This is a genomic window from Pontiella desulfatans, from assembly GCF_900890425.1.
Taxonomy (GTDB): Bacteria; Verrucomicrobiota; Kiritimatiellia; order Kiritimatiellales; family Pontiellaceae; genus Pontiella; species Pontiella desulfatans.
The window spans coordinates 105,487-125,961 of the sequence record NZ_CAAHFG010000004.1; the positions used below are offsets into that span (position 1 = coordinate 105,487).

Below are 20,475 nucleotides of genomic sequence, written 5' to 3' on the forward strand. Positions count from 1 at the left end.
ATCCCAACGAAGCAAAGCCGCTACCAACAGATGAAGGATGAACCACGAGGGATGAAGTCGCAGACCCGATTTCATAGTTCATCTTTCATACTTCATATTTAACTAACCGCCGTAGCATCGGTTGCTCCGGCGTTTTTTCTTAGTAGAGGGTAATGCCCGGAAACTCTTCAAGCTCCAGCTCAACCTCCTGCTTTTGTTCATTCAGCAGCAGAAGGAGTTTGATGCTTTTGCCCACCGACTTGTTGAAGATGATGCGCTTAACGTCGTATTCATCCTTCACCGGGATCCCGTCCACGGCAAACACGGCCGTCCCCGGCTGGAGGCTGGCCCGGGCCGCCGGGGTATCGGCAAAGACATCCGAGATGACCACGCTGGCGCCGTCGTAGATTCCCTTGTATTCCGTCCCGGTGGACTGGAAGAAACAACCGACCCACGGCCATTCATGCCGTTTTTTTTCGATGATGGAATTGGCGACACTGACCGCCAGGTTTACCGGGATGGCAAAGGCAATGCCCACCCCCTTCTTTTCGGCCTCGGTCTTGACGGCGGCATTCACGCCGATCAAACGGCCGTCCACATCGATCAAGGGGCCTCCGCTATTGCCTTCGTTGATTGCGGCATCGGTCTGGATGAAGTCTTCGTAGGGCAGGATTTGCACCCGCCGCCCTTTCTGGCTGATGTGCCCGACGGTCACCGAGCTTTGCAGGCTGAACGGCGAACCGATCGCAATGGCCACCTCCCCGACGCGCACCTTGTCGGAATCCCCGAATTCGACGGCCGGGCATAGCGGTTTTTTCGGTTCGAACTTCAAGACAGCCAGATCGGTCGCCTTATCATGCCCGATTTCGTGCGCCGGCAGCTTGGTTCCATCGTTCAAGACAATTTCGATGAACTCCGCCTTGTCAATCACATGCCAGCTGGTCAAGACATAGCCGTTCTCATCGATAATGATTCCCGAGCCTTCGCCCATGAGCTCTTCCCACTCGACCCGCCCCCATCCGGGGATAATGGGCCGGACTACCTTCTGCTGCCTCCCCGTGCGGATGACCACCACGGAGCACATCACCTTTTCCACGGCATCGGCGATGGCTTCGCTGTAGGTGCGTGCGGGGTTGTATTCGTCCACCGGGCGCTGCCGCGGCGAAAAACGGCTTTCGGGCACATGCATGACCGGCTCATGCTGCTCGACCGGCTCACCGGGCACAACCTGCTGCCGGCGGACGGCGGAGACCAATGCACTCAAAACCATCACCCCGCAGAACCCAACCAACATCCATCGATTGCGACCCATCATTCCTCAACCTCGAACGGGACTTGCTTCAGCTCGCCATCCTTCTTGACGAGCTTTTCGATCTTCTGCTCAACCTCGTTCAATTTCCTGGAACAGACCTCGACCAGCTTGGACCCCTCCTCGAAATGCCTGATCATCTCCTCGAGGCTCAGCTCGCCGCTCTCCATCTGCTCGACCAATTCCTCCAGCCGCTCCAGCGACTGCTCGAAATCCGCGCTTTTCTTTTCCGTCATCGTTCGTCTCCCAACCGGAGTTGCTTACTCTTTTCCTGTAACATTTGAAACCAATTTCCCGTCGGCGAGCAAGGTAACAAGGGGCTCGCCCACCTCGACCCCATCGGCGCTCCGCACCACCGTGCCATCGGGCTTGCGGGTCAGGCTGTAGCCGCGCCCCAGCACCGCCAACGGATTGAGCATGCGCAGCTGGCTCCCCAAACGCTGGAGCTTTTGGCGGTCGTGCTCGGCCTTGCGCTCCATCTGGTGCTGCATCACCATGCCCAGCTCATCCACCCGCTGATGCGCCTGCCGGACGCCGGATTGCAGCAGGTGCGCCATGCGGACATTCGCGTTCTCCAGCCGGCTCGCTTTTGCCTGCGCATCCAGCTTGAGCAAATCGGCCATGCGCGTTTCCATCGCCTGAACCGTCTGCCGGTATTGCTTCACCAAAGTCGCCGGCTCGCGGAACACATAGCTATGTTCCGCCCGGTTGAGCCGCAGCCGGAAATCCTGGCTCATCGTCTTCAGGCTTTGCTTCAGGCGCCGGTCATAGAGCGAAAGCGTGTCTTCAAGATCGCCCTTCTCGCGAACCGCCAGCTCGGCGGCGGCCGAGGGCGTCGGCGCACGTACATCCGCCACAAAGTCGGCGATCGTGAAATCGATCTCGTGCCCCACGGCGGAAATGACCGGAATTCCGGATTCAAAGATCGCCCGCGCGACAACCTCTTCATTGAACGCCCAAAGATCCTCGATCGATCCCCCGCCGCGTCCGACGATCATCACATCGATGTCGTTGCGGGTATTCAAATAGCGGATGGCCTTGGCAATGCCCAGCTCCGCCCCGGCTCCCTGCACCTTCGCGGGAATCAGCAGAATGCCGATGTTCGGGAAGCGCCGCGTCAGCACATTGATGATGTCGCGGATCGCCGCGCCCGTCGGCGAGGTGACCACCCCGATCTTCCTGGGCAGGATGGGCAACGGCCTCTTGCGGGCCTCGTCGAAAAGCCCTTCGTCCCGGAGCTTGGCCTTTAGTTTTTCAAACTGCTCCTGCAGGTTGCCCTTGCCCGCCTCCTCCATCTCGGAGGCAATCAGCTGATAGCGGCCGCTTGCTTCATACAGGCTCGGGCGCGCAAGCATCTGCACCTTCAGCCCATCCTTCGGCCTGAACCCCACAGCGGCATTGTCGCGGGAAAACATCGCGCACGAGACCGCGGCGGCTTCATCCTTGAGCGTGAAATACCAATGCCCGCTCGAGTGGATCGTAACCCGCGAGAGCTCGCCCTCCACCCACACTTCGCCGATGCCCCCCTCCAGCACCATCCGCGCCTTGCGGTTGATGTCGGATACGGAATAAAGCTGACGCTTTGCGCCCATTAAATCTCAATCCGGATCCGTTCAATGGAGTGGGCTTTTCCGGTCTTCATGTCCACATCGACGATGGCACCCTCGAGGGTGGGCTTGCCTTTGGCGACATCGAACTTGTGCGGGACACCGGTGAGGAACTTCGCGACCACCGGCTCGACCTCGCGCCCGAGGATCGAATCCTTGGGGCCGGTCATGCCGAGATCGGTGATGTAGGCCGTTCCCTTTTCAAAGACGGTCTCGTCGGAGGTTTGGCAGTGGGTATGCGTGCCGAAAACGGCGGAGACCCGGCCATCGAGGTAGCGCCCCATCGCCATGCGCTCGGAGGAGGCTTCGCCGTGGACATCCACAAAGATAACCGAATCGGAACCCAGTTGCCCGTTGAGCATGCGGTCGGCCATTTGGAACGGGCAATCATAGCCGGGTTGCATGAAAACCCGGCAGATCAGCTGCATGACCACCAGCGGCCCTTCCGGCGTGTCCACCCGAACAAAGCCCTTCCCGGGCGCACCCTTCGGAAAATTGGCCGGACGGATGATGCGCTCCTCCAGATCGATCCCGGCCACCATTTCCTTGGCATCCCAGGCGTGGTCGCCGAGCGTCACCACATCGGCGCCGGCATTGAGCAAGGCATTGGCGATCTCCGGCGTGGGGCCCCGCCCTGAAGCGGCGTTCTCGCCGTTGGCGATGATGAAATCCACCTGCCCCTCCTGCTTCATGCGCGCCGCCACCTGCGTGAAGGCATTGCGCCCCGGCTTCCCGACAATATCCCCAACCATTAAAACTCTCATCTGTTCTCTCCCAATAATTGGAACGGAGAATACATGAAAGCCCCTCGGTGTCGAGGAATCCGCACCTTCTCTTCCTGCTGCAAGCGTCTAATTAGAATTCACGGCCGTGAATTCTAATTAGACGCTTGCAGGGGGTTAGCGGTCGAGGAGTTGGGCTTTTTCGACGAGGCGGATGAACTCGGCGCGGTAGCCTTCTTCGTCGGCGCCTTTCGCGGCCTTGGCGCGGCGGAGGATGGCGTCGTAGTTGGCGGAGCCCTTGTGCTCGGAGTGGCGGAGCAGGAGGCCGAATTCGGCGACGGCACTGGCAAAGCCAATGTTGGGAGCCTCTTCCATGGCCAGGGCGGCGCTCGCGGCAACGGTTTCGGTGATGAGCTTGCTGACGTCGGCATCGGGCTGCTTGTAGCGCAACTTGACGGTCATCAGCTCATCGCTGGCGAGCAGCTTGGTCTTTTGGTATTTGAGCTTTCCGGCCACGGGGATTTCTTCGTCGGAACCGGCGGGGACGAGCTCGTAGAGCGCGGTGACGGTGTGGCCGGCCCCGAGTTCGCCGGCATCCTTCTGGTCGTTGTCGAAGTCTTCCTTGGCCAGGATGCGGTTTTCATAGCCGATCAGGCGGTAGGCCTTGACCTTGCGCGGATTGAATTCGACCTGCACCTTGACATCCTTGGCGATGGTGACGAGGGTGCCGCCCATTTCGCTGACGAGTACCTTCTTGGCTTCGAGGATGTCGTCGATGTAGGCATAGTTGCCGTTGCCTTGGTCGGCCAGTTTTTCCATCTTGGAATCCTTGTAGTTCCCGGTGCCGAACCCGAGCACGGTGAGGAAGATGCCGGACTCGCGCTTTTCCTCGATCAGGCGGGTGAGCGCGCCGTCGGAGCTGACGCCGACGTTGAAGTCGCCGTCGGTGGCGAGGATGACGCGGTTGTTGCCTTCCTTGATGAAGTTTTGCTGCGCGGTTTTGTAGGCCAGTTCGATGCCCGCGCCGCCTGCGGTGGAGCCGCCGGCGTTGAGGCGCTCGATGGCCTCGAGGATCCGGCCTTTTTCGGAAGTGGGTTCGAGCACGATTCCGGCGGCGCCGGCGTAAACCACGATCGAAACGCGGTCTTCGGGCCGGAGCTGTTCGACGAGCAGGCGCATGGCGGACTTGAGCAGGGGCAGTTTGGCCGGGTTGTTCATTGAATCGGAGACATCGAGCAGGAAGACCAGGTTGTTGGGCGGCAGATCCTTGGTTTCGATCTCCAGGCCTTGCAGGCCGATCAGCGCGAGCTGGTGCCCGGCGTTCCACGGGCAGTCGGCGAGCTCCATCGAGACCACGAACGGATCCTCGCCCTTGGGCTGGGGATAGTCGTAGTCGAAATAGTTGACCATCTCCTCGATCCGCACCGCGTCCGGAGGGGGTAGCCGGTTGCTCTGCGTCAGGAAGCGGCGGACGTTGGCATAGGCCGCCCGGTCGACATCGATCGAGAAGGTCGAGAGCGGATTTTCCATCGAGGCCTTGAAGGCGTTATCGACAATCCGGTCGTACTGCTCGGTGTTGAATTGGGCCGGGGTATCGCGCCAAACAGCGCCCCTGGCCAGAACTTCCTTTCCAACCACCACTGTTGACCCACTGAAGTTTCCGGCATGACCAAACGCAAGCCCATCCGTGGCAGCCACTGATTCAGCATATACGATCGGCGCCGGTTCGGGTGCGGTGGCCTGCGGGAATTCGGGCCCGGACTTGGCAACGATCCGTTTGCGGAGCGCGGGCTTGGGCATGGCCACCTTCTCCTTGACCGGAACCTTCAATTTCTTGAGTTCCATGCGGGGACCTTCCGGCACCGGAGCTTCGAAGGCGACTTCATCGGCGACGAAGGCCTTTTCCTCCTTTTGGACGACGTTGAATACGACGAGGCTGAGGCTGAGGAAGATGAATACACTGCAAGCCGCGGCGGTAACGAGGCCGGCGCGGAAGCGGGGGTTGAACCACCAGTCGGCCAGTGTCATGCGATGTGCGGACGGACGGTGCGGCAGATCCCGCCAGGCATCCAACCGTTCGGGGGCGGGCGCGGTTTCGAGCGCTTCGCCGAGCAGTTCGAGCGTGGAGCGCCGGGCTTCGAGCTCGGCGCGGCAGGAGGTGCAGGTTTCGAGGTGCCGATCCAGCGCCTGGAAATCGGTTTCGGATAGTTCGCCGTGGAGATAGGCGACGAGTTGTTTTTCAAATGGTTTGCAGTTTTTCATGACACCACCCCCGCCTGGCGCAGGCTTTGGGAAAGCTTCTTGGTCGCGTTGTGGATGAGGGTTCCAACATAGCCCTCGGAGCGTTTGAGAACGCCGGCGATCTCCTTGTAGGACATCCCTTCCTGGAGCCGCAGCACGAGCACCTCGCGTTCCTTGGGTTTGAGCGTGTTGAGGTGCCGCATCACGAGTGCCTGTTTTTCGTCGCGCTCGTGCTGGGCGCCGGGATCGTTCGCAAAGAGGTCGGCCTGCTTCGACTGGCGTTCGTGCAGGCTGCGCCGGCGGGATTCCCTGCGGATATAATCGACCGCGGCGTTGTGGGTGGTGCGGAAGAGCCAACCCTTGAGCTGGACTCCGCGAGCTGAGATTTTTTCGAGGTTTCCGTGCAGGCGGATGAAGGCTTCCTGCACGACATCCTGCGCGGCATCCTCGCTGTTGAGCACGCGGGTGGCGTAGCGCAACAGGGCGGTTTGATATTCTTGCATGGCGTCCTCCAACGTTGAGGGATTGGATATGGGGTGGGAGGGCTTGCTGGATTCCTGGCCCTTCACCTGTTTTTTCGAATCCATCATTCCCTTCTTCCCTTCTTCCTTTCATTCGCCAGCACCCGCTGGCAATGGGGATACGCCTGCCGCCGGGGGCATCTTTGCAAATGCCGGAAAAAAGTTCGCGGAAAAATTGTTGGCAAGATGGCAATCGTCTATGGTTTCGCCGTTCCATGAACCTTGGGGGAAGATACGCATGCCATTCAGTGAATACATCAAGCGCGTGCTGGCCACCGTATTGCTTCTCGCCGTGGCGACGGCGCTTTGGTCGACCCGCTCCATCCTGGTGCTGGCCTTTGCCTCAGTTGTCATTGCGATCGCGATTGCCCAGCCGATGCTGTTTCTGCAGCGGAAAGGGGTCAAGCGCGGGCTGGCGCTCGCCTTGGCGATTGGCTTCAGCTTTACGGCCATCACCCTGCTTTCGCTGTGGATCATCCCGACGCTCGGGAAAGGGGTTGGCGAGCTGGTGAACGAAGTCCCCGCCGCCGCTGAAAAGGCCAAGGTGGCCTATGGGGAGTGGTGGCATGCAACGCCTTCCGCCCAGGGCATCATGCCGAAGATTCCGGAGGCCAATGCCAAGGAGCCGCTGGATGCCAACGCCATCCGGAACGTGTTCAACTGGTTGGTCAAGTCCGGCATGGCGATTGCGCCCGACCTGCTCGGGGGGATCGGGATCATTGCGAGCATCCTGGTCAACCTGGGCCTTGTGTTGTTCATTGCCGTCTTTTTCCTGCTCGATCCCCAGAGCTATATCAAGGCCTTCCTCTACCTTGTCCCCAAAGACAACCACGAACGGACGAAGGAAATTGTCCGCACCCTCTATACCACGCTCACGAAATGGCTGAATGCCCAGCTCTTTTCCGTTACCGTGATCGTGCTGTTGGTCTGGTTCATTCTCGGCGTCATCCTAGGCATGCCCAACGCGATGGTGGTGGCGCTGTTCGCCGGCCTCGCCACGTTTATCCCGAACATCGGCGCCGTGCTACCGATCATCCCGATCGGCATCTTCACGCTGGCCTATGCCGACCCGGGCAAGCTACTCGTCTATATTCCCGTCTACCTCGCCATCCAATTCACCGAAAGCAACATCATCACCCCGCAGGTGGTGAAGGCGCAGCTCAACATTCCGGCCGGCTTCCTGATGCTGTTCCAGCTGCTGATCACCATGGCGCTGGGTGCGTTGGGGCTGGTGCTGGCCGTTCCGATCCTCGCCACCCTGATTGTCTTCGTCCGCGAGGTCTATTCCTACGACGTGCTGAAACTCAAAAACGTGAAAGTCCACATCGACTAACATGAGTGAATTGCGCACCCAGTGCATCGAACACGCCAAACGCGACATCCAGGATTGCCTGGTGATCGGCGCGGGAATCAACGGCGCCGTGGCCGCCGCCGCGCTGGCCGGCAAGGGGGCGAAGGTGACGGTGATCGACAAGGCCGACTTCGCCTCGTTCACCTCGCAGGAAAGTTCGAACCTCGCCTGGGGCGGCATCAAATATCTTGAGAACTATGAGTTTCCCCTGGTATGGGGATTGTGCAAAAGCCGCAACCAGCTGATGGATGCCTACCCCGGCCAGGTGCGGGAAATCCGCTTCTTCACCAGCATTGCCAAAGGCTTCCGGAAACCCAGGGTTCTGATCTATCTCGGCGCCCTGCTCTACTGGTTCATGGGGCGTTGCCGCACGCGGCCGCCGCGCCTGCTTTCGGTGGCCCGCATCCGCAAGGAGGCGCCGAGGGTGAACACCGCGCCCCTGGCCGGAGGGCTGGAATATTCCGACTGCTACTTTGTCGAAAACGACACCCGCTTTGCCTTCAGCTTTATCCGCAAGGTGCTGCAGAAGGGTTGCAACGCCATCAACTATATGGAACTGGTTTCCGGCGAGTGGAAAAACGGACACTGGGAATGCGCCCTGCGCGATCCTATTTCCGGCGAGGCCTTTTCGCTGCGGGCCAAAACGCTCGTCAACGCGGCCGGCCCCTACACCGACCGGATCAATGCCATGCTGCGGATCGACAGCCCCTTCAAACATATCTTTTCAAAGGGCGCGCACATCATTGTCCGGCAAATCACCAAGACCAACCACGTGCTAACCTTCTTTGCATCGGACGGCCGACTGTTTTTCATGATTCCCATGGGCAACCGCACCTGCATCGGCACCACCGACACACGCGTGGATAACGAGGTGGCCGAACCCTCCAACGACGATGTGGAATTCCTGCTGCAAAACGCCAACACCTTGCTGAAACTCGATCAACCGCTAACCAAGAACGATGTCATCGCCCAGCGCTGCGGCGTCCGCCCGCTGGTGGTGAAGAAGGAAGCCAACGTCGGCAATTCCGAATGGACGGCGCTCTCCCGCAAGCACGAGATCGACGTTCATCCCGAGCGCCACCTCTGCAGCATCTATGGCGGCAAGCTGACCGACTGCATCAATGTCGGCGAAGAGGTTACGGAAATCATCGAATCGTTCGGCGTCCACATGTTCCAATCGCTGGAATCCTGGTATGGCGAACCCTCGATCCAAAAGCGCAACCGCTTTGAATCCGAATGCCGGAAACACCAACTGGACGGGGAACAGATCGACCGGCTCTGGAGGCGCTATGGCAAGGAAGCCTTCCAATGCCTGGAAAAGATTCGCTTCAGTCCGGCCTTGGCCGAAAAAACGATGGGCGGCTTGCTGCGCGCCGAGCTGCACCTGATGGCCGAACGCGAAATGGTGGTCTGCCTCGACGACCTCCTGCGCCGCCGCACCCGCCTCGCGCTCACCGAACACCGCGCATCGCTGCGGTGCGATCCGGGGCTGGCCGAGGCCGCCAAAATCCTCTTCGGAAAGAACGCCGAAGCCGAGATCGAACGCTACTTCGGCCAACCGCTTCGGTCTTGAGTTCTCCTTTAAAGTTTTTGACACCGATTGTCGCGCGCAATATGCTACTTCCTTGAACCTGAGAGGCAAAGGGAGGACACGATGACGGTAAAAACCTTGTTTGCACCGGCGGAGCGGGCAACGCCCGAACAAGTTGAACACGATGCCCAGGTGCTGGCCCAGGCCGGCATCGTCGACCACATCACCCATGTGATTCCATCCATCCTGATGGTGCTCAACAAGGAACGGCAGGTGGTCTATTCCAACCAACGGCTCCAGGAATTCCTCGACGTTTCACCCGACCACGATGTTCTCGGATTGCGGCCGGGGGAAATCCTCGATTGCATTCATTCAACCAACGGTTGCGGTGGATGCGGCACCACCGAATTCTGCAGCCAATGCGGAGCAGTGAAGGCCATCCTGAAATCACAGGATGAGCAAGTCGGGGTCGAGGCCGAATGCCGGATCACCACCCAATCCGGCAAGGCATTGGAATTCAATGTCTGGGCCTCGCCCTACCACTGCGGGGATTCCGATTTCACCATCTTCACCATCATCGACATCCACAATGAGAAACGGCGGCAGGCGCTCGAACAGACCTTCTTCCACGATATGGCCAATGTGCTCATGGCCATCACCGGGCATTCGAAGCTGCTTGAAATGCCGCACGATGAAGAAGAAGCCGTTCACTCCATCGAAGCCATCCGGATGGCCAGCAAGGAACTCACCTCCGAAATCTGGTGCCATCGCAAGCTCCTTCAGGCGGAGCACGGGGAGTTGGAAGTGGAACTGAAGCCGGGAATCAATTCCCTCGTGCTCGTCAACGAACTCAGAACACTCTGCTCGGAGCGGAAACTGGAGCTGGACAGCAACTCCGAAGAGTTTGAACTCACCACCGACCGAACCCTGTTGTTCCGCGTTTTATTCAACATGGTGAAGAACGCCAACGAAGCAGCGGCCCTGGACGAGACGGTAACCATCAGCTGCCGGCGGGAGGACGACACCGGCATCTTCAGCGTACACAACCCCAACTACATGCCCCGCCCCGTCCAGTTGCAAGTCTTCCAGCGTTCGTTCACCACCAAGGGCACCGGGCATGGAGTGGGCTCCTACAGCATGCGACTGTTCGGCGAAACATTCCTCAAGGGCAAAGTCGGTTTCAGCACCTCGGAGCAAACCGGCACCACCTTCTACATCGCCGTGCCGCTGGAATATCCCGGTTGACCCCGACCCCCCAAAGCGTCTAATTAAAACTCACGGCCGTGAGTTTTAATTAGACGCTTTTCGTGATGGACGAGCGCGGGGTGTTGCGCGGTCGCCAAGGCCGGCGGCCCTCCACCCGGGTGGCTGGATTATTTAGAATGCCGAGCCATCGAGCAGCTGCGCCTTTTCGAGCAGGCGAATGAACTCGGCGCGGTAGCCCTCTTCGTCTTGCCCCTTGGCGGCCTTGGCGCGGCGGACGGTTTCCTTGAAGGAGGCGTCGCCCTTGTGCTCGGAGTCGCGCAACAGCATGCCGAATTCGGCGACGGCGGAAGCAAAGCGCAGGTTTTCGGAGGGGGCCGAGGACTGCATCTTGACCGAATGCGAAATCAGTTTGCTGGTGTCGCCATCCGGTCGCTTGTAGCGCAACTTGACCGTCATCAGGTCGTCGCTCGGGACGACTTCGGATTTTTGGTAGACCAGCGTTCCAGCCGCATGCACCGGTTCGGGGGAGCCGGCGGGAATGATTTCGTAGAGCGCGGTCACCGTATGTCCTGCGCCGAGCTCGCCGGCATCCTTCTTGTCGTCGTCGAAATCCTCGTTGGCCAGCATCCGGTTTTCATAGCCGACCAGACGGTAGGCCTTCACCTGCGCCGGATTGAATTCCACCTGGATCTTCACATCCTTGGCAATGGTCACGAGCGTGCCGCCCATTTCGCTAACGAGCACCTTCTTGGCTTCGAGGATGTCGTCGATGTAGGCATAGTTGCCGTTACCTTTGTCGGCCAGCTTTTCCATCTTGGAATCCTTGAGGTTGCCGGATCCGAATCCCAGCACCGTCAGGAAGACGCCGCTTTCGCGCTTTTCCTCAATCAGCCGCACCAGCTCGCCGTCGGAACTCGCACCCACATTGAAGTCGCCGTCGGTGGCGAGGATGACCCGGTTGTTACCGTTCTTGATCAAGTTGTCCTGCGCCACCTGGTAGGCCAGCTTGATCCCGGCTCCGCCGGCGGTGGAGCCCCCGGCCTGTAGTCGGTCGATCGCTTCGAGAATCTCCCCCTTGTCGGAAGTCGGTTCCAGCACGAGCCCGGCGGCGCCGGCATAGACCACGATCGAAACCTTGTCGGTCGGTCGCAGGTTATCGGCCAGCAGCTGCATGGCCTTTTTCAGCAGGGGCAACTTATCGTAGTTGTTCATTGAACCGGAGACATCCAGCAGGAAAACCAGGTTGTTGGGCGGCAGCTCGCCGAGCTCCACCCGTTGCCCCTGCAGGCCGATCATCGCCAACTGATGCTCCTTGTTCCATGGGCACTGCGCCAGCTCCATGCTTACGGAGAAGGGATCCTTTCCATCGGGCTGGGGATAGTCGTAGGAAAAATAGTTGATCATCTCCTCGATGCGCACGGCATCGGGCGGCGGAAGCCTGCCGTCGTTGAGGAAGCGCCGCACGTTGGCATACGACGCCGTATCGACATCGATCGAAAAGGTGGAGAGCGGGTTTTCCAAAGCCGTCTTGAAACCCGGTTCATCGATCTTGTCATACTGCTCCGTATTGAACGCAACGCCGCGACCAACGGAAGCCTTGGGCATAGCCATGAATTGCGCGCTATAGACCTCCCGCGAATATCCATCCGCCGGAGAACGCCCGCCCAACCGCGGTGTACTCACGCAACCAATCACCACCACGCTCAACACACCCACCGAAATCCATATCCACTGCTTCATCCCGAACTCCTTTCCGCATCTCCGTTCAACGCACACCCCGCCGCTTTAGTGCAACGGACATGGTGGATACGTTTGGGGAGAGGCGGGCCTTTGGCTTTTTCCCGAAAAACTCAGAGGCCAGGCGCTATCCCAGAGACCCGACCCTGAACCGCTGCTGAATATATGCATACACTTAACCCGTATTTATATATTAAATTTTATAGACGATTAAAGCACAAGGGCGTATTCCGTATGGATCATACGTATTATGCTTACAAAAGGAGATAGGATGAGTGTCAGTAATGAATGTTTGGGTGGTCGGCTGATCGGCGTAGTTTCTGCATTTTTTGTTTTCGGCACACCAGCAATGGCAGCAAGCGTGGATGACTTGAGCTATGTGACCAATGGCGCGGCCATTACGATCACGGATTGCGCCTTGAATGCCTCAGGCGAACTTCTTATTCCGGCGGAAATCGATCTTTTTCCGGTAACTGAGATCGGCGCAAGCGCCTTCCGCGATTGTACGGCCCTGGAACAGGTGATACTGCCGCCCAGCATCACCCATATCGGAGACTATGCCTTCCGCAACTGTGATGCGTTGGGCGAATTCACGGTGCCGGGCGGGGTTTCCAACTGGGGCGTCAACATCTTCCGCTCCAGCGACGGGCTGACCAATGTGGTCATTGAATCCGGAGCAACAGATCTTGCTGTGGGAATGTTTCAGTACTGCGGCAACCTGGCTCAGGTCTCGATTCCCGGCAGTGTAACCAACCTCGCCAAAGACGCTTTTTACGGTTGCGAAACCCTGAGTGCAATTACGATTCCCAACTCCGTTTCAGTCATCGGGGAGCAGGCTTTTTACGGATGCGAAGGATTGCTGCGTGTTGATTTGCCAAGCGGACTATCACGAATCGAGTACGGAACCTTTTACCAGTGTATCGCCATGACCAATGCGGTGATTCCTTCGACGGTCACCTACATTGGCGGCTCTGCGTTTAAATATTGTTATGACCTTGAGGACGTGACCATCCCGGAAGCCGTCACCACCATCGGCTACGAATCCTTCGTTCACTGCGAGAGTCTCAAACACGTTCAAATTCCAGATGGGGTAACGGATTTAACCGTCGCTTTCGTGAATTGCCCCAGTCTGACGAATGTGGTCATCGGAACGGATTTGACCTACCTCCATGGCAACAACTTTACCTATTGCTCGAACCTGACCGCAGTTGTGGTTGCCCCTTCCAACACCGCTTTCACAAGTTTGGACGGGGTGCTGTTCAACAAGGACATGACCACGCTAGTGATGTTCCCCGACGGGAAACCAGGCGATTACAGCGTGCCCGGCACCGTGGCGGACATCAAGGCAAGCGCCTTTGAAGACGCCGAAAGGCTGACCAAAATCGAGACCTCTGTCTTTTCTTATTGCCCCAACCTGACATCGATAGAAATTCCACTCAGTGTTACCTCAATCGGCAACAGCGCGTTCAGCCACTCCGGATTGCAGCGCATCGACCTACACTCCGGCGTAACCGACATCGGAAACGACGCATTCAATGCGAACAACCTGGAAGAAGTGACGCTTCACGAAGGCCTTGAATCCATCGGCAGCCGGGCCTTTGCCTATTGCCCTCTCCTGAAATCCATCACGATTCCGTCTACCGTGGATAATTTGGGTGCATACGGCGCCGCCTACTGCGGCACGCTAACGAATGCCACCTTCAACGGCAACGTTCCGGCCACCCTCGGATCCGCTCCATTCGCTTCGGCCTCTGCCGAGTTCAAGGTTTTCTGCTATGACGGTGCCATCGGCTTCACCACACCGCTTTGGAACGGATATCCATGTGAGTTCCTTTCCATGAAATCCTTCGGAACCTGGATCAATGCAATCATCGATCCGAATCAAACCAAGCCCGCTGACACCCCGGCAGGCGACGGCATTCCCAACCTGCTCAAATATGCCGCCGGCCTCGAGCCCGAGACAGGTTACAACGAAACCAACCTCTATACCTATGCATGGGAAGGCTCCGAATTGGTCGTGACCTACTATCAGGCAACCAATACGGTCGGCGTTGGGCTCTCGCCCATCGTGGCCGAGACCCTGATGGACGACTGGAGCAACGAAGGAATCGTCCCGGTCAATACCGGCGCATTTGATGCACTCGGACGGGCTGTCATGGAAGTCCGGCTGCCCTGCGATGACAGCACCGGCTTCCTTCGCATGGGAGCAATACATTATTGAGTCTGCCTGGTTAAACCCAAAGCTGCCGATCCAACGTCCGGTACTGTACGGGCGACTTTTAGGATGCGGTCGCAGGCGCGGGCGCTGAAGTTGAGGTCGGACATCGCGGTGCGGAGGATTTGCACGACACCAATATCAAAGGCCTGGTACCTTCGCCGATGAAAATCATCTCCGACATGGCGGTGCGGAGGATTCCCTTTGCATCAACAACAAAGGGCTGCCCCCTCACCCGCTTGTCTTGAATCTTGAGACCTGACCCTGCCGCCTCTTCAACGGCAACGTTCCGGCCACCCTCGGATCCGCTCCATTCGCTTCGGCATCTGCGGAGTTCAAGGTTTTCTGCTATGACGGTGCCATCGGCTTCACCACACCGCTTTGGAACGGATATCCATGTGAGTTCCTTTCCATGAAATCCTTCGGGACCTGGGTCAATGGAATCATCGATCCGAATCAAATCAAGCCCGCAGACACCCCGGCAGGCGACGGCATTCCCAACCTGCTCAAATATGCCGCCGGGCTCGAGCCCGAGACAGGTTACAACGAAACCAACCTCTATACCTATGCATGGGAAGGCTCCGAATTGGTCGTGACCTACTATCAGGCAACCAATACGGTCGGCGTTGGGCTCTCGCCCATCGTGGCCGAGACCCTGATGGACGACTGGAGCAACGAAGGAATCGTCCCGGTCGATACCGGCGCATTTGATGCACTCGGACGGGCTGTCATGGAAGTCCGGCTGCCCTGCGATGACAGCACCGGCTTCCTTCGCATGGGAGCAATACATTATTGAGTCTGCCTGGTTAAACCCAAAGCTGCCGATCCAACGACCGGTACTGTACGGGCGACTTTTAGGATGCGGTCGCAGGCGCGGGCGCAGAAGTTGAGGCCGGACATCGCGGTGCGCAGGATTTGCTCTGCACCAATGTCAAAGGACTGGTACCTTCGCCGATGAAAATCATCTCCGACATGGCGGTGCGGAGGATTCCCTTTGCATCAACAACAAAGGGCTGCCCCCTCACCCGCTTGTCTTGAGTCTTGAGACCTGACCCTGCCGCCTCAAAACCGCTCGTTATCTTCTGTATCAAACCCTTGTATTCTCAGCCTTTTCCAACGCCATTCGGAACCTCTTGGATGACCCTTAGTTCATCAAACACAAAGATCAAAGGACCCCTTTGCCAAAAATGACGATTTAGGCGGCCTGATAATCATAAAGAGGTTCTTTGAAATAAGCCTTGGTCGAGCGCAAACTATCCTTGGGTTAAACCACTAACTAAAGGAGCAGTTATGCAAACGACCAAAGCAAATGCACTATACGCAGGTGCCGACCTGCATGGAAACAATGTTTTCCTCTCCCTTTGTGATCAGGAGGGGAACACGGTGTTCCGCAAACGCGTGAAAGCGAACCTTGCGGCCGTCAATGCTGCGCTCGACCCGTTCTGGGATCGGATCGTGGCGCTGGGCGTAGAATCGACCTTTAACTGGTACTGGTTCGTCGATGGACTTCGCGAGAAAGACCGTAATGTAAAGCTGGGCAACCCGGCGAAGATGGAGCAGTACAAGGGGATCAAGATCACTAACGATCTGACGGATGCGGACTGGCTGTCCGAGCAGCTCCGGCTGGGTATCTTTCCGGAAAGCTACATCTATTCGTGCGCCGTCGGACACAGGTGCTGCTGAGCTTCGGCGGCCTGCTCGAACGCTATGGCCTGGATGCTCCGGGTGCGCGCAAGTTGGAACAGTGGACATTAAAAGATATTCAGGCCACCGGACTCGACGAATTCGTTCAGCTTCAGCTCGAAACCCTGCTTGAAGCCATCCGTGAGTCGGATCGCCTGGCGAAAAAGGTCGAGCAGCAGGTGCTGGCAGTCGCAAAACCGACAAAGCAATACCGACGGGCGCAGCAGGTTCCGGGAATCGGGGTTGCGCTGGGAATGCTTGTCGCCCTTGAGAGCGGGGATTTCAGCCGCTTCAAAAGCGCGGGCGACTACGCCTCCTACTGCCGGGCGGTAAAAAGTGAATGCAGTTCGAACGGAAAAAAGAAGGGTAAAAACAACGCGAAGAACGGCAACCGTTATCTCGCATGGGCATTCGTTGAGGCCGCAACCTATGCCGCGCGCTTCAACCCGCGCATCCACGCCTGGTACGAACGTAAAAAAAGAACGAGCGGCGTGCCGAAGGCGAAAAAAGCGCTGGCCTGCAAGTTGGCCAAGGCGATGTGGCATGTAATGAACGGAAAGGATTTTGATGAAAAGCTGATGTTTGGATAAACGGGATGCCGCCGGGAACCGGAAAAGGGTCTGGTAAAACCAACGGACTGATTGGAATCCGGCGGCGTCCCAACTCTATCGTTTGAAACGGGGTTGCCCCGTTGCCAGCCCCCAAGGGTCTGGAAACCCGGAGGACCCGCAGATGCGGGACCGAAGGCAAACCACTTTGACTGAATGGGCGGTGGACGGGTACAGAAGGTTTTCTGGTTCTGCAATAGCGGAATGGGGATGCGGCACAAAGCGCAGGTGGTTGCCTTCGCCGCCGGCATCCGAGATCCAGATGGGTGACTGAACAACCACGTGATGAATCACGCGGCAAACCACGCGACGAAGACCCTGATGGCAGCAAACGTTCAGCGATGGGGATTAACGTAGAACCGATCAACGAAAAGGGAAAATAAGCAGGTCGTTGAGAAACGACCATGGAAGGGTTTTTTGTGTTTGACCGGAACCTCTAATGGGTGACCCCTTTTCCCGGAACCTCTAATGGGTGACCCCTTGCTTGACCCCTTGCCCTGACCCCTTGCTTGTGGATAGCAGGGCGTGGTTGGCTCCTAGAGCTAGTCAGCAAATGTTTTCAACGATTCCAGTACGCCATATATTTGCAGGAACGGTGGCTCTTGGTGCTACATGTCGCCGAATGAGTCATACGCTTTCCTATACTCTTGCAGTTTTTGGTCAAAAGCTTCTTGGTCTCCATCGTCTTCTGACCACGAGCCCAATGCCTTGAACTCAGTCATTAGAACCTCATTTCCCACATTACAATATGCCCCTAGAAAGATTAAAGATGCCCACCAAAAGCGTCGCCGCTTACCGTCCGCATTGCCCAGATTTTTTTCTTCAAGCCAGTTCGTCATTTCCCCTATGGGCAAATGCCCTTTTCCTAGACGGTGGTACATGCCTTCATCAACCATGGACAACCCAACCAAAAACAGGGTTCCATATTTAAATCCCCACATCATCCTGCCGCTATTCGAATCATGTGCAACAGCTATAGCATGAGTAACAACCCGTGCAAATTCATGCAATTGTCGGGCATTAAGAGGTAGTCCTTTGTATAGCTCCATTCCAACCGTTGCCATTGATCTGTCAAATTCGGCAAACGAGCTTTTGGATTTCACGGCAAATGCATTTGGAGAGAAATACTCGATCATCATTTTCGAACAGAACTTATCTTGCTTGGAAACCACATGAACGGGCAGAGAGACATTTCGATGAGCATACTTCCGATAGTATTCTTCAAACTTCAGATCTTGCCCAAACATGCTTTTTACAGAGGAGGCTAGATGGTGCTTATCTACGCCCAGCACAAAGCTGAATCCTTGGATATCGAAGAAATGTTTTATGGTCTCCAAGAACTCGACAGCGTAATCAGGGCGGCAACGATCCAACTCATCAACGATGACTATAATGTGCTTATCCGAGTCTTCGGCTAACTTGGTCAACAGCACCTTTAATTCATCGAAAAGCTTCTGCCGCTCCCGATACACCTCAAAGCATGCATGACCAATGCCAACAGCCTCTGTTGACTCAGCCCTCTCACCTGCTTTGATAGCGTCAATTCCTGTAAATTTCTTAACGACATCGTTGCCGATTGAAAGGGCGAACTTCCCCAACTTCCCTGTCGTCTCCTTCAACTGGTCTGCTTTCTTCTCTTCATCCAGTCTCAAACCAGATATCAAGCCTGAAACTATTGCCAACAGTGCATCCCCCTGAAAATCAGACTCCCATGCATTCAACAGAACAATGTGTGGAGGGTCTTCCTTCCCCTCAAGATCATTTTTCCACATTTCAAGGAAGGTTGTCTTGCCGCTCCCGAACTCACTATTCAGGCTCAGTACAAAACTGCCCTCAACGAACTTGGATTCGACTTCGAGATATAGAGTCAGTTGGTCGGCGAATTCCTTCAATCCGAATTTATCGAAATCATCAAATGTCATGATTGCTTTACCCATTAATTTCCCCTCAACTTCCTACCCATAATGTTCTTCACGATGACATTCCCTTGGCTTGCCAACCTCTGGAATACGCCGAGTCCATACCGAGCACATCTCGATCCATACCCCGAAAACTTTTCCCCTCAAACAGATAACATTTTACGATTTCAGACCTCTGAACGAGCGAATAACTGTCATACTCCCGATGTCTTTCAGCGCGTTCCAAAAGAGGAAATTCAAGCCAAAGGGTCAGAACGCTTTTTTCGTCATTTTTCATATCAAACCCAAAGCTGCCGGTCGAGGGTGCGGTATTGGATGGCCTCGGAAATGTGGTGGGGTTGGATGGTTTCGGCGGCGGCGAGGTCGGCGATGGTGCGGGCGACTTTTAGGATGCGGTCGTAGGCGCGGGCGCTGAAGTTGAGGTCGGACATGGCAGCGCGGAGGATTTGCTCGGCGTCGGATTCCATGCGGCAGATTTGGTGGAGGGTCTTGCTGCGCATGTTGGCGTTGCAATGGGTGCCGGGTTGGTTCTTGTAGCGCTCCTGCTGGATTTCGCGGGCGCGGACGACCCGCTTGCGGATGGCGGAGGAGGGTTCCCCCTTTTCGAGCTTGGTGATTTGCTCGTAGGAGATGGCGGGGACTTCGACGTGGATGTCGATGCGGTCGAGCAGCGGGCCGGATATCTTGGAGCGGTAGCGGGCAATCTGCGTGGGCGAGCAGCGGCATTCGCGCTTGGGGTCGGTCTGGTAGCCGCACGGGCATGGGTTCATGGCGGCCACGAGCATGAAGCGGCAGGGATAGGTGACGCTGGCGGCGGCGCGGGCGATGGTGACTTCGCCGTCCTCGAGCGGCTGGCGCATCACTTCGAGGACGCTGCGCTGGAACTCGGGCAGCTCGTCGAGGAACAACACGCCGTTGTGCGCCATGCTGACGGCGCCGGGCATGGGATTGGTGCCGCCCCCGAGCAGGCCGGCATCGGAAATGGTGTGGTGCGGCGAGTGGAACGGGCGGGTGGCCACCAACGCCTGGTGCGACTTCAGCGATCCGGTTATGCTGTGGATCTTGGTGGTTTCCAAGGCCTCGTCGAGCGACATGGATGGAAGGATGGAGGGGATGCGTTTGGCGAGCATGCTCTTGCCGGTGCCGGGCGGGCCCAGCAGAAGCAGATTATGCCCTCCGGAAATGCCAACCTCGACGGCGCGTTTTGCAAACTCCTGCCCCTTCACATCGGAAAAGTCGTCCTCGTAGAGGCTGTTGGCCTCGAAGACGGATTGGATGTCGAGGTGGTAGGGATCGATCTTCTTGTCCTGGTTGAGGAAGTCGGCGGCTTCGCGCAGGTTGCGGACGGGAAAGACCTTGATGCCATCCACCACGGCGGCTTCCTCGGCATTTTCAACCGGAACCATGATGGCCTTGAGTCCGGCGTTGCGCGCCATGAGGGTGATCGGCAAAATACCGCGCACCTTGCGCACGGCGCCGCTGAGCGCAAGTTCGCCGACCACGCAAATACGTGGGAGCAGGTCGGCATTCATGTCGTCGAGCGCGGCGATGATGCCCAGCGCAATGGGGAGGTCGAAGCTCGGCCCCTCCTTTTTCATGTCGGCCGGGGCGAGGTTGATGGTGGTGCGGCCCATCGGCGGGCGGAAGCCGGAATTGATGAGCGCCGTCCAGACGCGGTCGGAGCTTTCCTTCACGGCGGCATCGGGCAGGCCAACAATCACGACCTTGGGCTCGCCATGCCCGGCGTTGACCTCGATCTCGACCGGATAGGCCTCGATCCCAACCACCGCACCAGAATTGACCTGTGAAAGCATTACGTCCCCCTTGCATTCCCTGTTGCACAAAC

General features: G+C 57.5%; 16 protein-coding genes and 2 pseudogenes. 7 read left to right on the top strand and 11 right to left on the bottom strand.

The features are described 5' to 3' along the window. Positions 1–139: 139 nt before the first annotated feature. The 6 genes from E9954_RS26015 to E9954_RS26040 all read right to left on the bottom strand — a co-directional run bounded on the left by E9954_RS26015 (position 140) and on the right by E9954_RS26040 (position 6,448). On the bottom strand, positions 140–1,294 hold the full coding sequence (locus tag E9954_RS26015; protein ID WP_136082227.1) for a S1C family serine protease: 1,155 nt from the start codon (positions 1,292–1,294) through the stop codon (positions 140–142). Further along, on the bottom strand, positions 1,291–1,524 hold the full coding sequence (locus E9954_RS26020; RefSeq protein WP_136082228.1) for an exodeoxyribonuclease VII small subunit: 234 nt from the start codon (positions 1,522–1,524) through the stop codon (positions 1,291–1,293). The genes E9954_RS26015 and E9954_RS26020 overlap by 4 nt, the downstream gene beginning before the upstream one ends. 24 nt (positions 1,525–1,548) lie before the next feature. Further along, positions 1,549–2,880 (bottom strand): exodeoxyribonuclease VII large subunit, encoded by a 1,332-nt coding sequence (xseA, locus tag E9954_RS26025; protein ID WP_136082229.1) that lies wholly within the window; start codon positions 2,878–2,880, stop codon positions 1,549–1,551. Continuing rightward, positions 2,880–3,659, bottom strand: a complete 780-nt coding sequence (locus E9954_RS26030) for a TIGR00282 family metallophosphoesterase (protein WP_136082230.1) — start codon at positions 3,657–3,659, stop codon at positions 2,880–2,882. The genes xseA and E9954_RS26030 overlap by 1 nt, the downstream gene beginning before the upstream one ends. A gap of 135 nt (positions 3,660–3,794) precedes the next feature. After that, the gene (locus E9954_RS26035; protein WP_136082231.1) at positions 3,795–5,879 is read right to left on the bottom strand and encodes a YfbK domain-containing protein; all 2,085 of its coding nucleotides are present in this window, start codon (positions 5,877–5,879) and stop codon (positions 3,795–3,797) included. Beyond that, complete coding sequence (locus tag E9954_RS26040) at positions 5,876–6,448, bottom strand: RNA polymerase sigma factor (protein WP_136082232.1); 573 nt, start codon at positions 6,446–6,448, stop codon at positions 5,876–5,878. The genes E9954_RS26035 and E9954_RS26040 overlap by 4 nt, the downstream gene beginning before the upstream one ends. 169 nt (positions 6,449–6,617) lie before the next feature. Here E9954_RS26040 and E9954_RS26045 point away from each other — a divergent pair, with 169 nt between their 5' ends. The 3 genes from E9954_RS26045 (at position 6,618) to E9954_RS26055 (ending at position 10,506) form a co-directional block, all read left to right on the top strand. Further along, a complete protein-coding gene (locus tag E9954_RS26045; protein WP_168442612.1) occupies positions 6,618–7,712 on the top strand; it encodes an AI-2E family transporter in 1,095 nt (364 codons plus the stop codon). Position 7,713: 1 nt separating this feature from the next. Continuing rightward, positions 7,714–9,303 (top strand): glycerol-3-phosphate dehydrogenase/oxidase, encoded by a 1,590-nt coding sequence (locus E9954_RS26050; protein WP_136082234.1) that lies wholly within the window; start codon positions 7,714–7,716, stop codon positions 9,301–9,303. An 81-nt stretch (positions 9,304–9,384) separates the two neighbouring features. After that, on the top strand, positions 9,385–10,506 hold the full coding sequence (locus E9954_RS26055; RefSeq protein ID WP_136082235.1) for a sensor histidine kinase: 1,122 nt from the start codon (positions 9,385–9,387) through the stop codon (positions 10,504–10,506). Positions 10,507–10,638: 132 nt separating this feature from the next. Here E9954_RS26055 and E9954_RS26060 read toward each other — a convergent pair whose 3' ends face one another. Beyond that, positions 10,639–12,207: a vWA domain-containing protein gene (locus E9954_RS26060; protein ID WP_136082236.1), complete on the bottom strand. Its 1,569-nt coding sequence runs from the start codon at positions 12,205–12,207 to the stop codon at positions 10,639–10,641. 268 nt (positions 12,208–12,475) lie between these two features. Here E9954_RS26060 and E9954_RS26065 point away from each other — a divergent pair, with 268 nt between their 5' ends. Continuing rightward, positions 12,476–14,425 (top strand): leucine-rich repeat domain-containing protein, encoded by a 1,950-nt coding sequence (locus tag E9954_RS26065; RefSeq protein WP_168442613.1) that lies wholly within the window; start codon positions 12,476–12,478, stop codon positions 14,423–14,425. On the opposite strand, the pseudogene E9954_RS33725 reads toward E9954_RS26065, so the two are convergent. Beyond that, a pseudogene (locus tag E9954_RS33725) lies at positions 14,419–14,568 on the bottom strand (magnesium chelatase subunit ChlI family protein); the annotation flags it as partial. The gene E9954_RS26065 and the pseudogene E9954_RS33725 sit on opposite strands and share 7 nt — an antisense overlap. Positions 14,569–14,831: 263 nt before the next feature. Here E9954_RS33725 and E9954_RS26075 point away from each other — a divergent pair. Further along, the gene (locus tag E9954_RS26075) at positions 14,832–15,215 is read left to right on the top strand and encodes a hypothetical protein (protein WP_136082238.1); all 384 of its coding nucleotides are present in this window, start codon (positions 14,832–14,834) and stop codon (positions 15,213–15,215) included. On the opposite strand, the pseudogene E9954_RS33955 reads toward E9954_RS26075, so the two are convergent. After that, a pseudogene (locus E9954_RS33955) lies at positions 15,209–15,358 on the bottom strand (magnesium chelatase subunit ChlI family protein); the annotation flags it as partial. The gene E9954_RS26075 and the pseudogene E9954_RS33955 sit on opposite strands and share 7 nt — an antisense overlap. A gap of 351 nt (positions 15,359–15,709) precedes the next feature. On the opposite strand from E9954_RS33955, the gene E9954_RS26085 reads away from it, so the two are divergent. Further along, the gene (locus tag E9954_RS26085; RefSeq protein ID WP_136082239.1) at positions 15,710–16,102 is read left to right on the top strand and encodes an IS110 family transposase; all 393 of its coding nucleotides are present in this window, start codon (positions 15,710–15,712) and stop codon (positions 16,100–16,102) included. Next, on the top strand, positions 16,075–16,692 hold the full coding sequence (locus E9954_RS26090) for a transposase (protein WP_136082240.1): 618 nt from the start codon (positions 16,075–16,077) through the stop codon (positions 16,690–16,692). Before E9954_RS26085 ends, E9954_RS26090 begins: the two co-directional genes overlap by 28 nt. A 626-nt stretch (positions 16,693–17,318) precedes the next feature. Here the strand turns inward: E9954_RS26090 and E9954_RS26095 are convergent. Then, positions 17,319–18,647 carry a KAP family P-loop NTPase fold protein gene (locus E9954_RS26095; protein ID WP_136082241.1) on the bottom strand — a complete coding sequence of 443 codons (1,329 nt, stop codon included), beginning with the start codon at positions 18,645–18,647 and terminating at the stop codon, positions 17,319–17,321. 260 nt (positions 18,648–18,907) lie between these two features. Then, positions 18,908–20,443 (bottom strand): YifB family Mg chelatase-like AAA ATPase, encoded by a 1,536-nt coding sequence (locus E9954_RS26100; protein WP_136082242.1) that lies wholly within the window; start codon positions 20,441–20,443, stop codon positions 18,908–18,910. Positions 20,444–20,475: the final 32 nt, after the last annotated feature.

What these genes read in the sequence shown, in the direction of transcription:
- E9954_RS26100 (WP_136082242.1), bottom strand. Translation starts at nt 20,443, where the DNA reads ATGCTTTCACAGGTCAATTCTGGTGCGGTGGTTGGGATCGAGGCCTAT.
- E9954_RS26085 (WP_136082239.1), top strand. Translation starts at nt 15,710, where the DNA reads ATGCAAACGACCAAAGCAAATGCACTATACGCAGGTGCCGACCTGCAT.
- E9954_RS26050 (WP_136082234.1), top strand. Translation starts at nt 7,714, where the DNA reads ATGAGTGAATTGCGCACCCAGTGCATCGAACACGCCAAACGCGACATC.
- E9954_RS26095 (WP_136082241.1), bottom strand. Translation starts at nt 18,647, where the DNA reads ATGGGTAAAGCAATCATGACATTTGATGATTTCGATAAATTCGGATTG.
- E9954_RS26060 (WP_136082236.1), bottom strand. Translation starts at nt 12,207, where the DNA reads ATGAAGCAGTGGATATGGATTTCGGTGGGTGTGTTGAGCGTGGTGGTG.
- E9954_RS26065 (WP_168442613.1), top strand. Translation starts at nt 12,476, where the DNA reads ATGAGTGTCAGTAATGAATGTTTGGGTGGTCGGCTGATCGGCGTAGTT.
- E9954_RS26045 (WP_168442612.1), top strand. Translation starts at nt 6,618, where the DNA reads ATGCCATTCAGTGAATACATCAAGCGCGTGCTGGCCACCGTATTGCTT.
- E9954_RS26075 (WP_136082238.1), top strand. Translation starts at nt 14,832, where the DNA reads ATGAAATCCTTCGGGACCTGGGTCAATGGAATCATCGATCCGAATCAA.
- E9954_RS26040 (WP_136082232.1), bottom strand. Translation starts at nt 6,448, where the DNA reads ATGATGGATTCGAAAAAACAGGTGAAGGGCCAGGAATCCAGCAAGCCC.
- xseA (WP_136082229.1), bottom strand. Translation starts at nt 2,880, where the DNA reads ATGGGCGCAAAGCGTCAGCTTTATTCCGTATCCGACATCAACCGCAAG.
- E9954_RS26020 (WP_136082228.1), bottom strand. Translation starts at nt 1,524, where the DNA reads ATGACGGAAAAGAAAAGCGCGGATTTCGAGCAGTCGCTGGAGCGGCTG.
- E9954_RS26055 (WP_136082235.1), top strand. Translation starts at nt 9,385, where the DNA reads ATGACGGTAAAAACCTTGTTTGCACCGGCGGAGCGGGCAACGCCCGAA.
- E9954_RS26030 (WP_136082230.1), bottom strand. Translation starts at nt 3,659, where the DNA reads ATGAGAGTTTTAATGGTTGGGGATATTGTCGGGAAGCCGGGGCGCAAT.
- E9954_RS26015 (WP_136082227.1), bottom strand. Translation starts at nt 1,294, where the DNA reads ATGATGGGTCGCAATCGATGGATGTTGGTTGGGTTCTGCGGGGTGATG.
- E9954_RS26035 (WP_136082231.1), bottom strand. Translation starts at nt 5,879, where the DNA reads ATGAAAAACTGCAAACCATTTGAAAAACAACTCGTCGCCTATCTCCAC.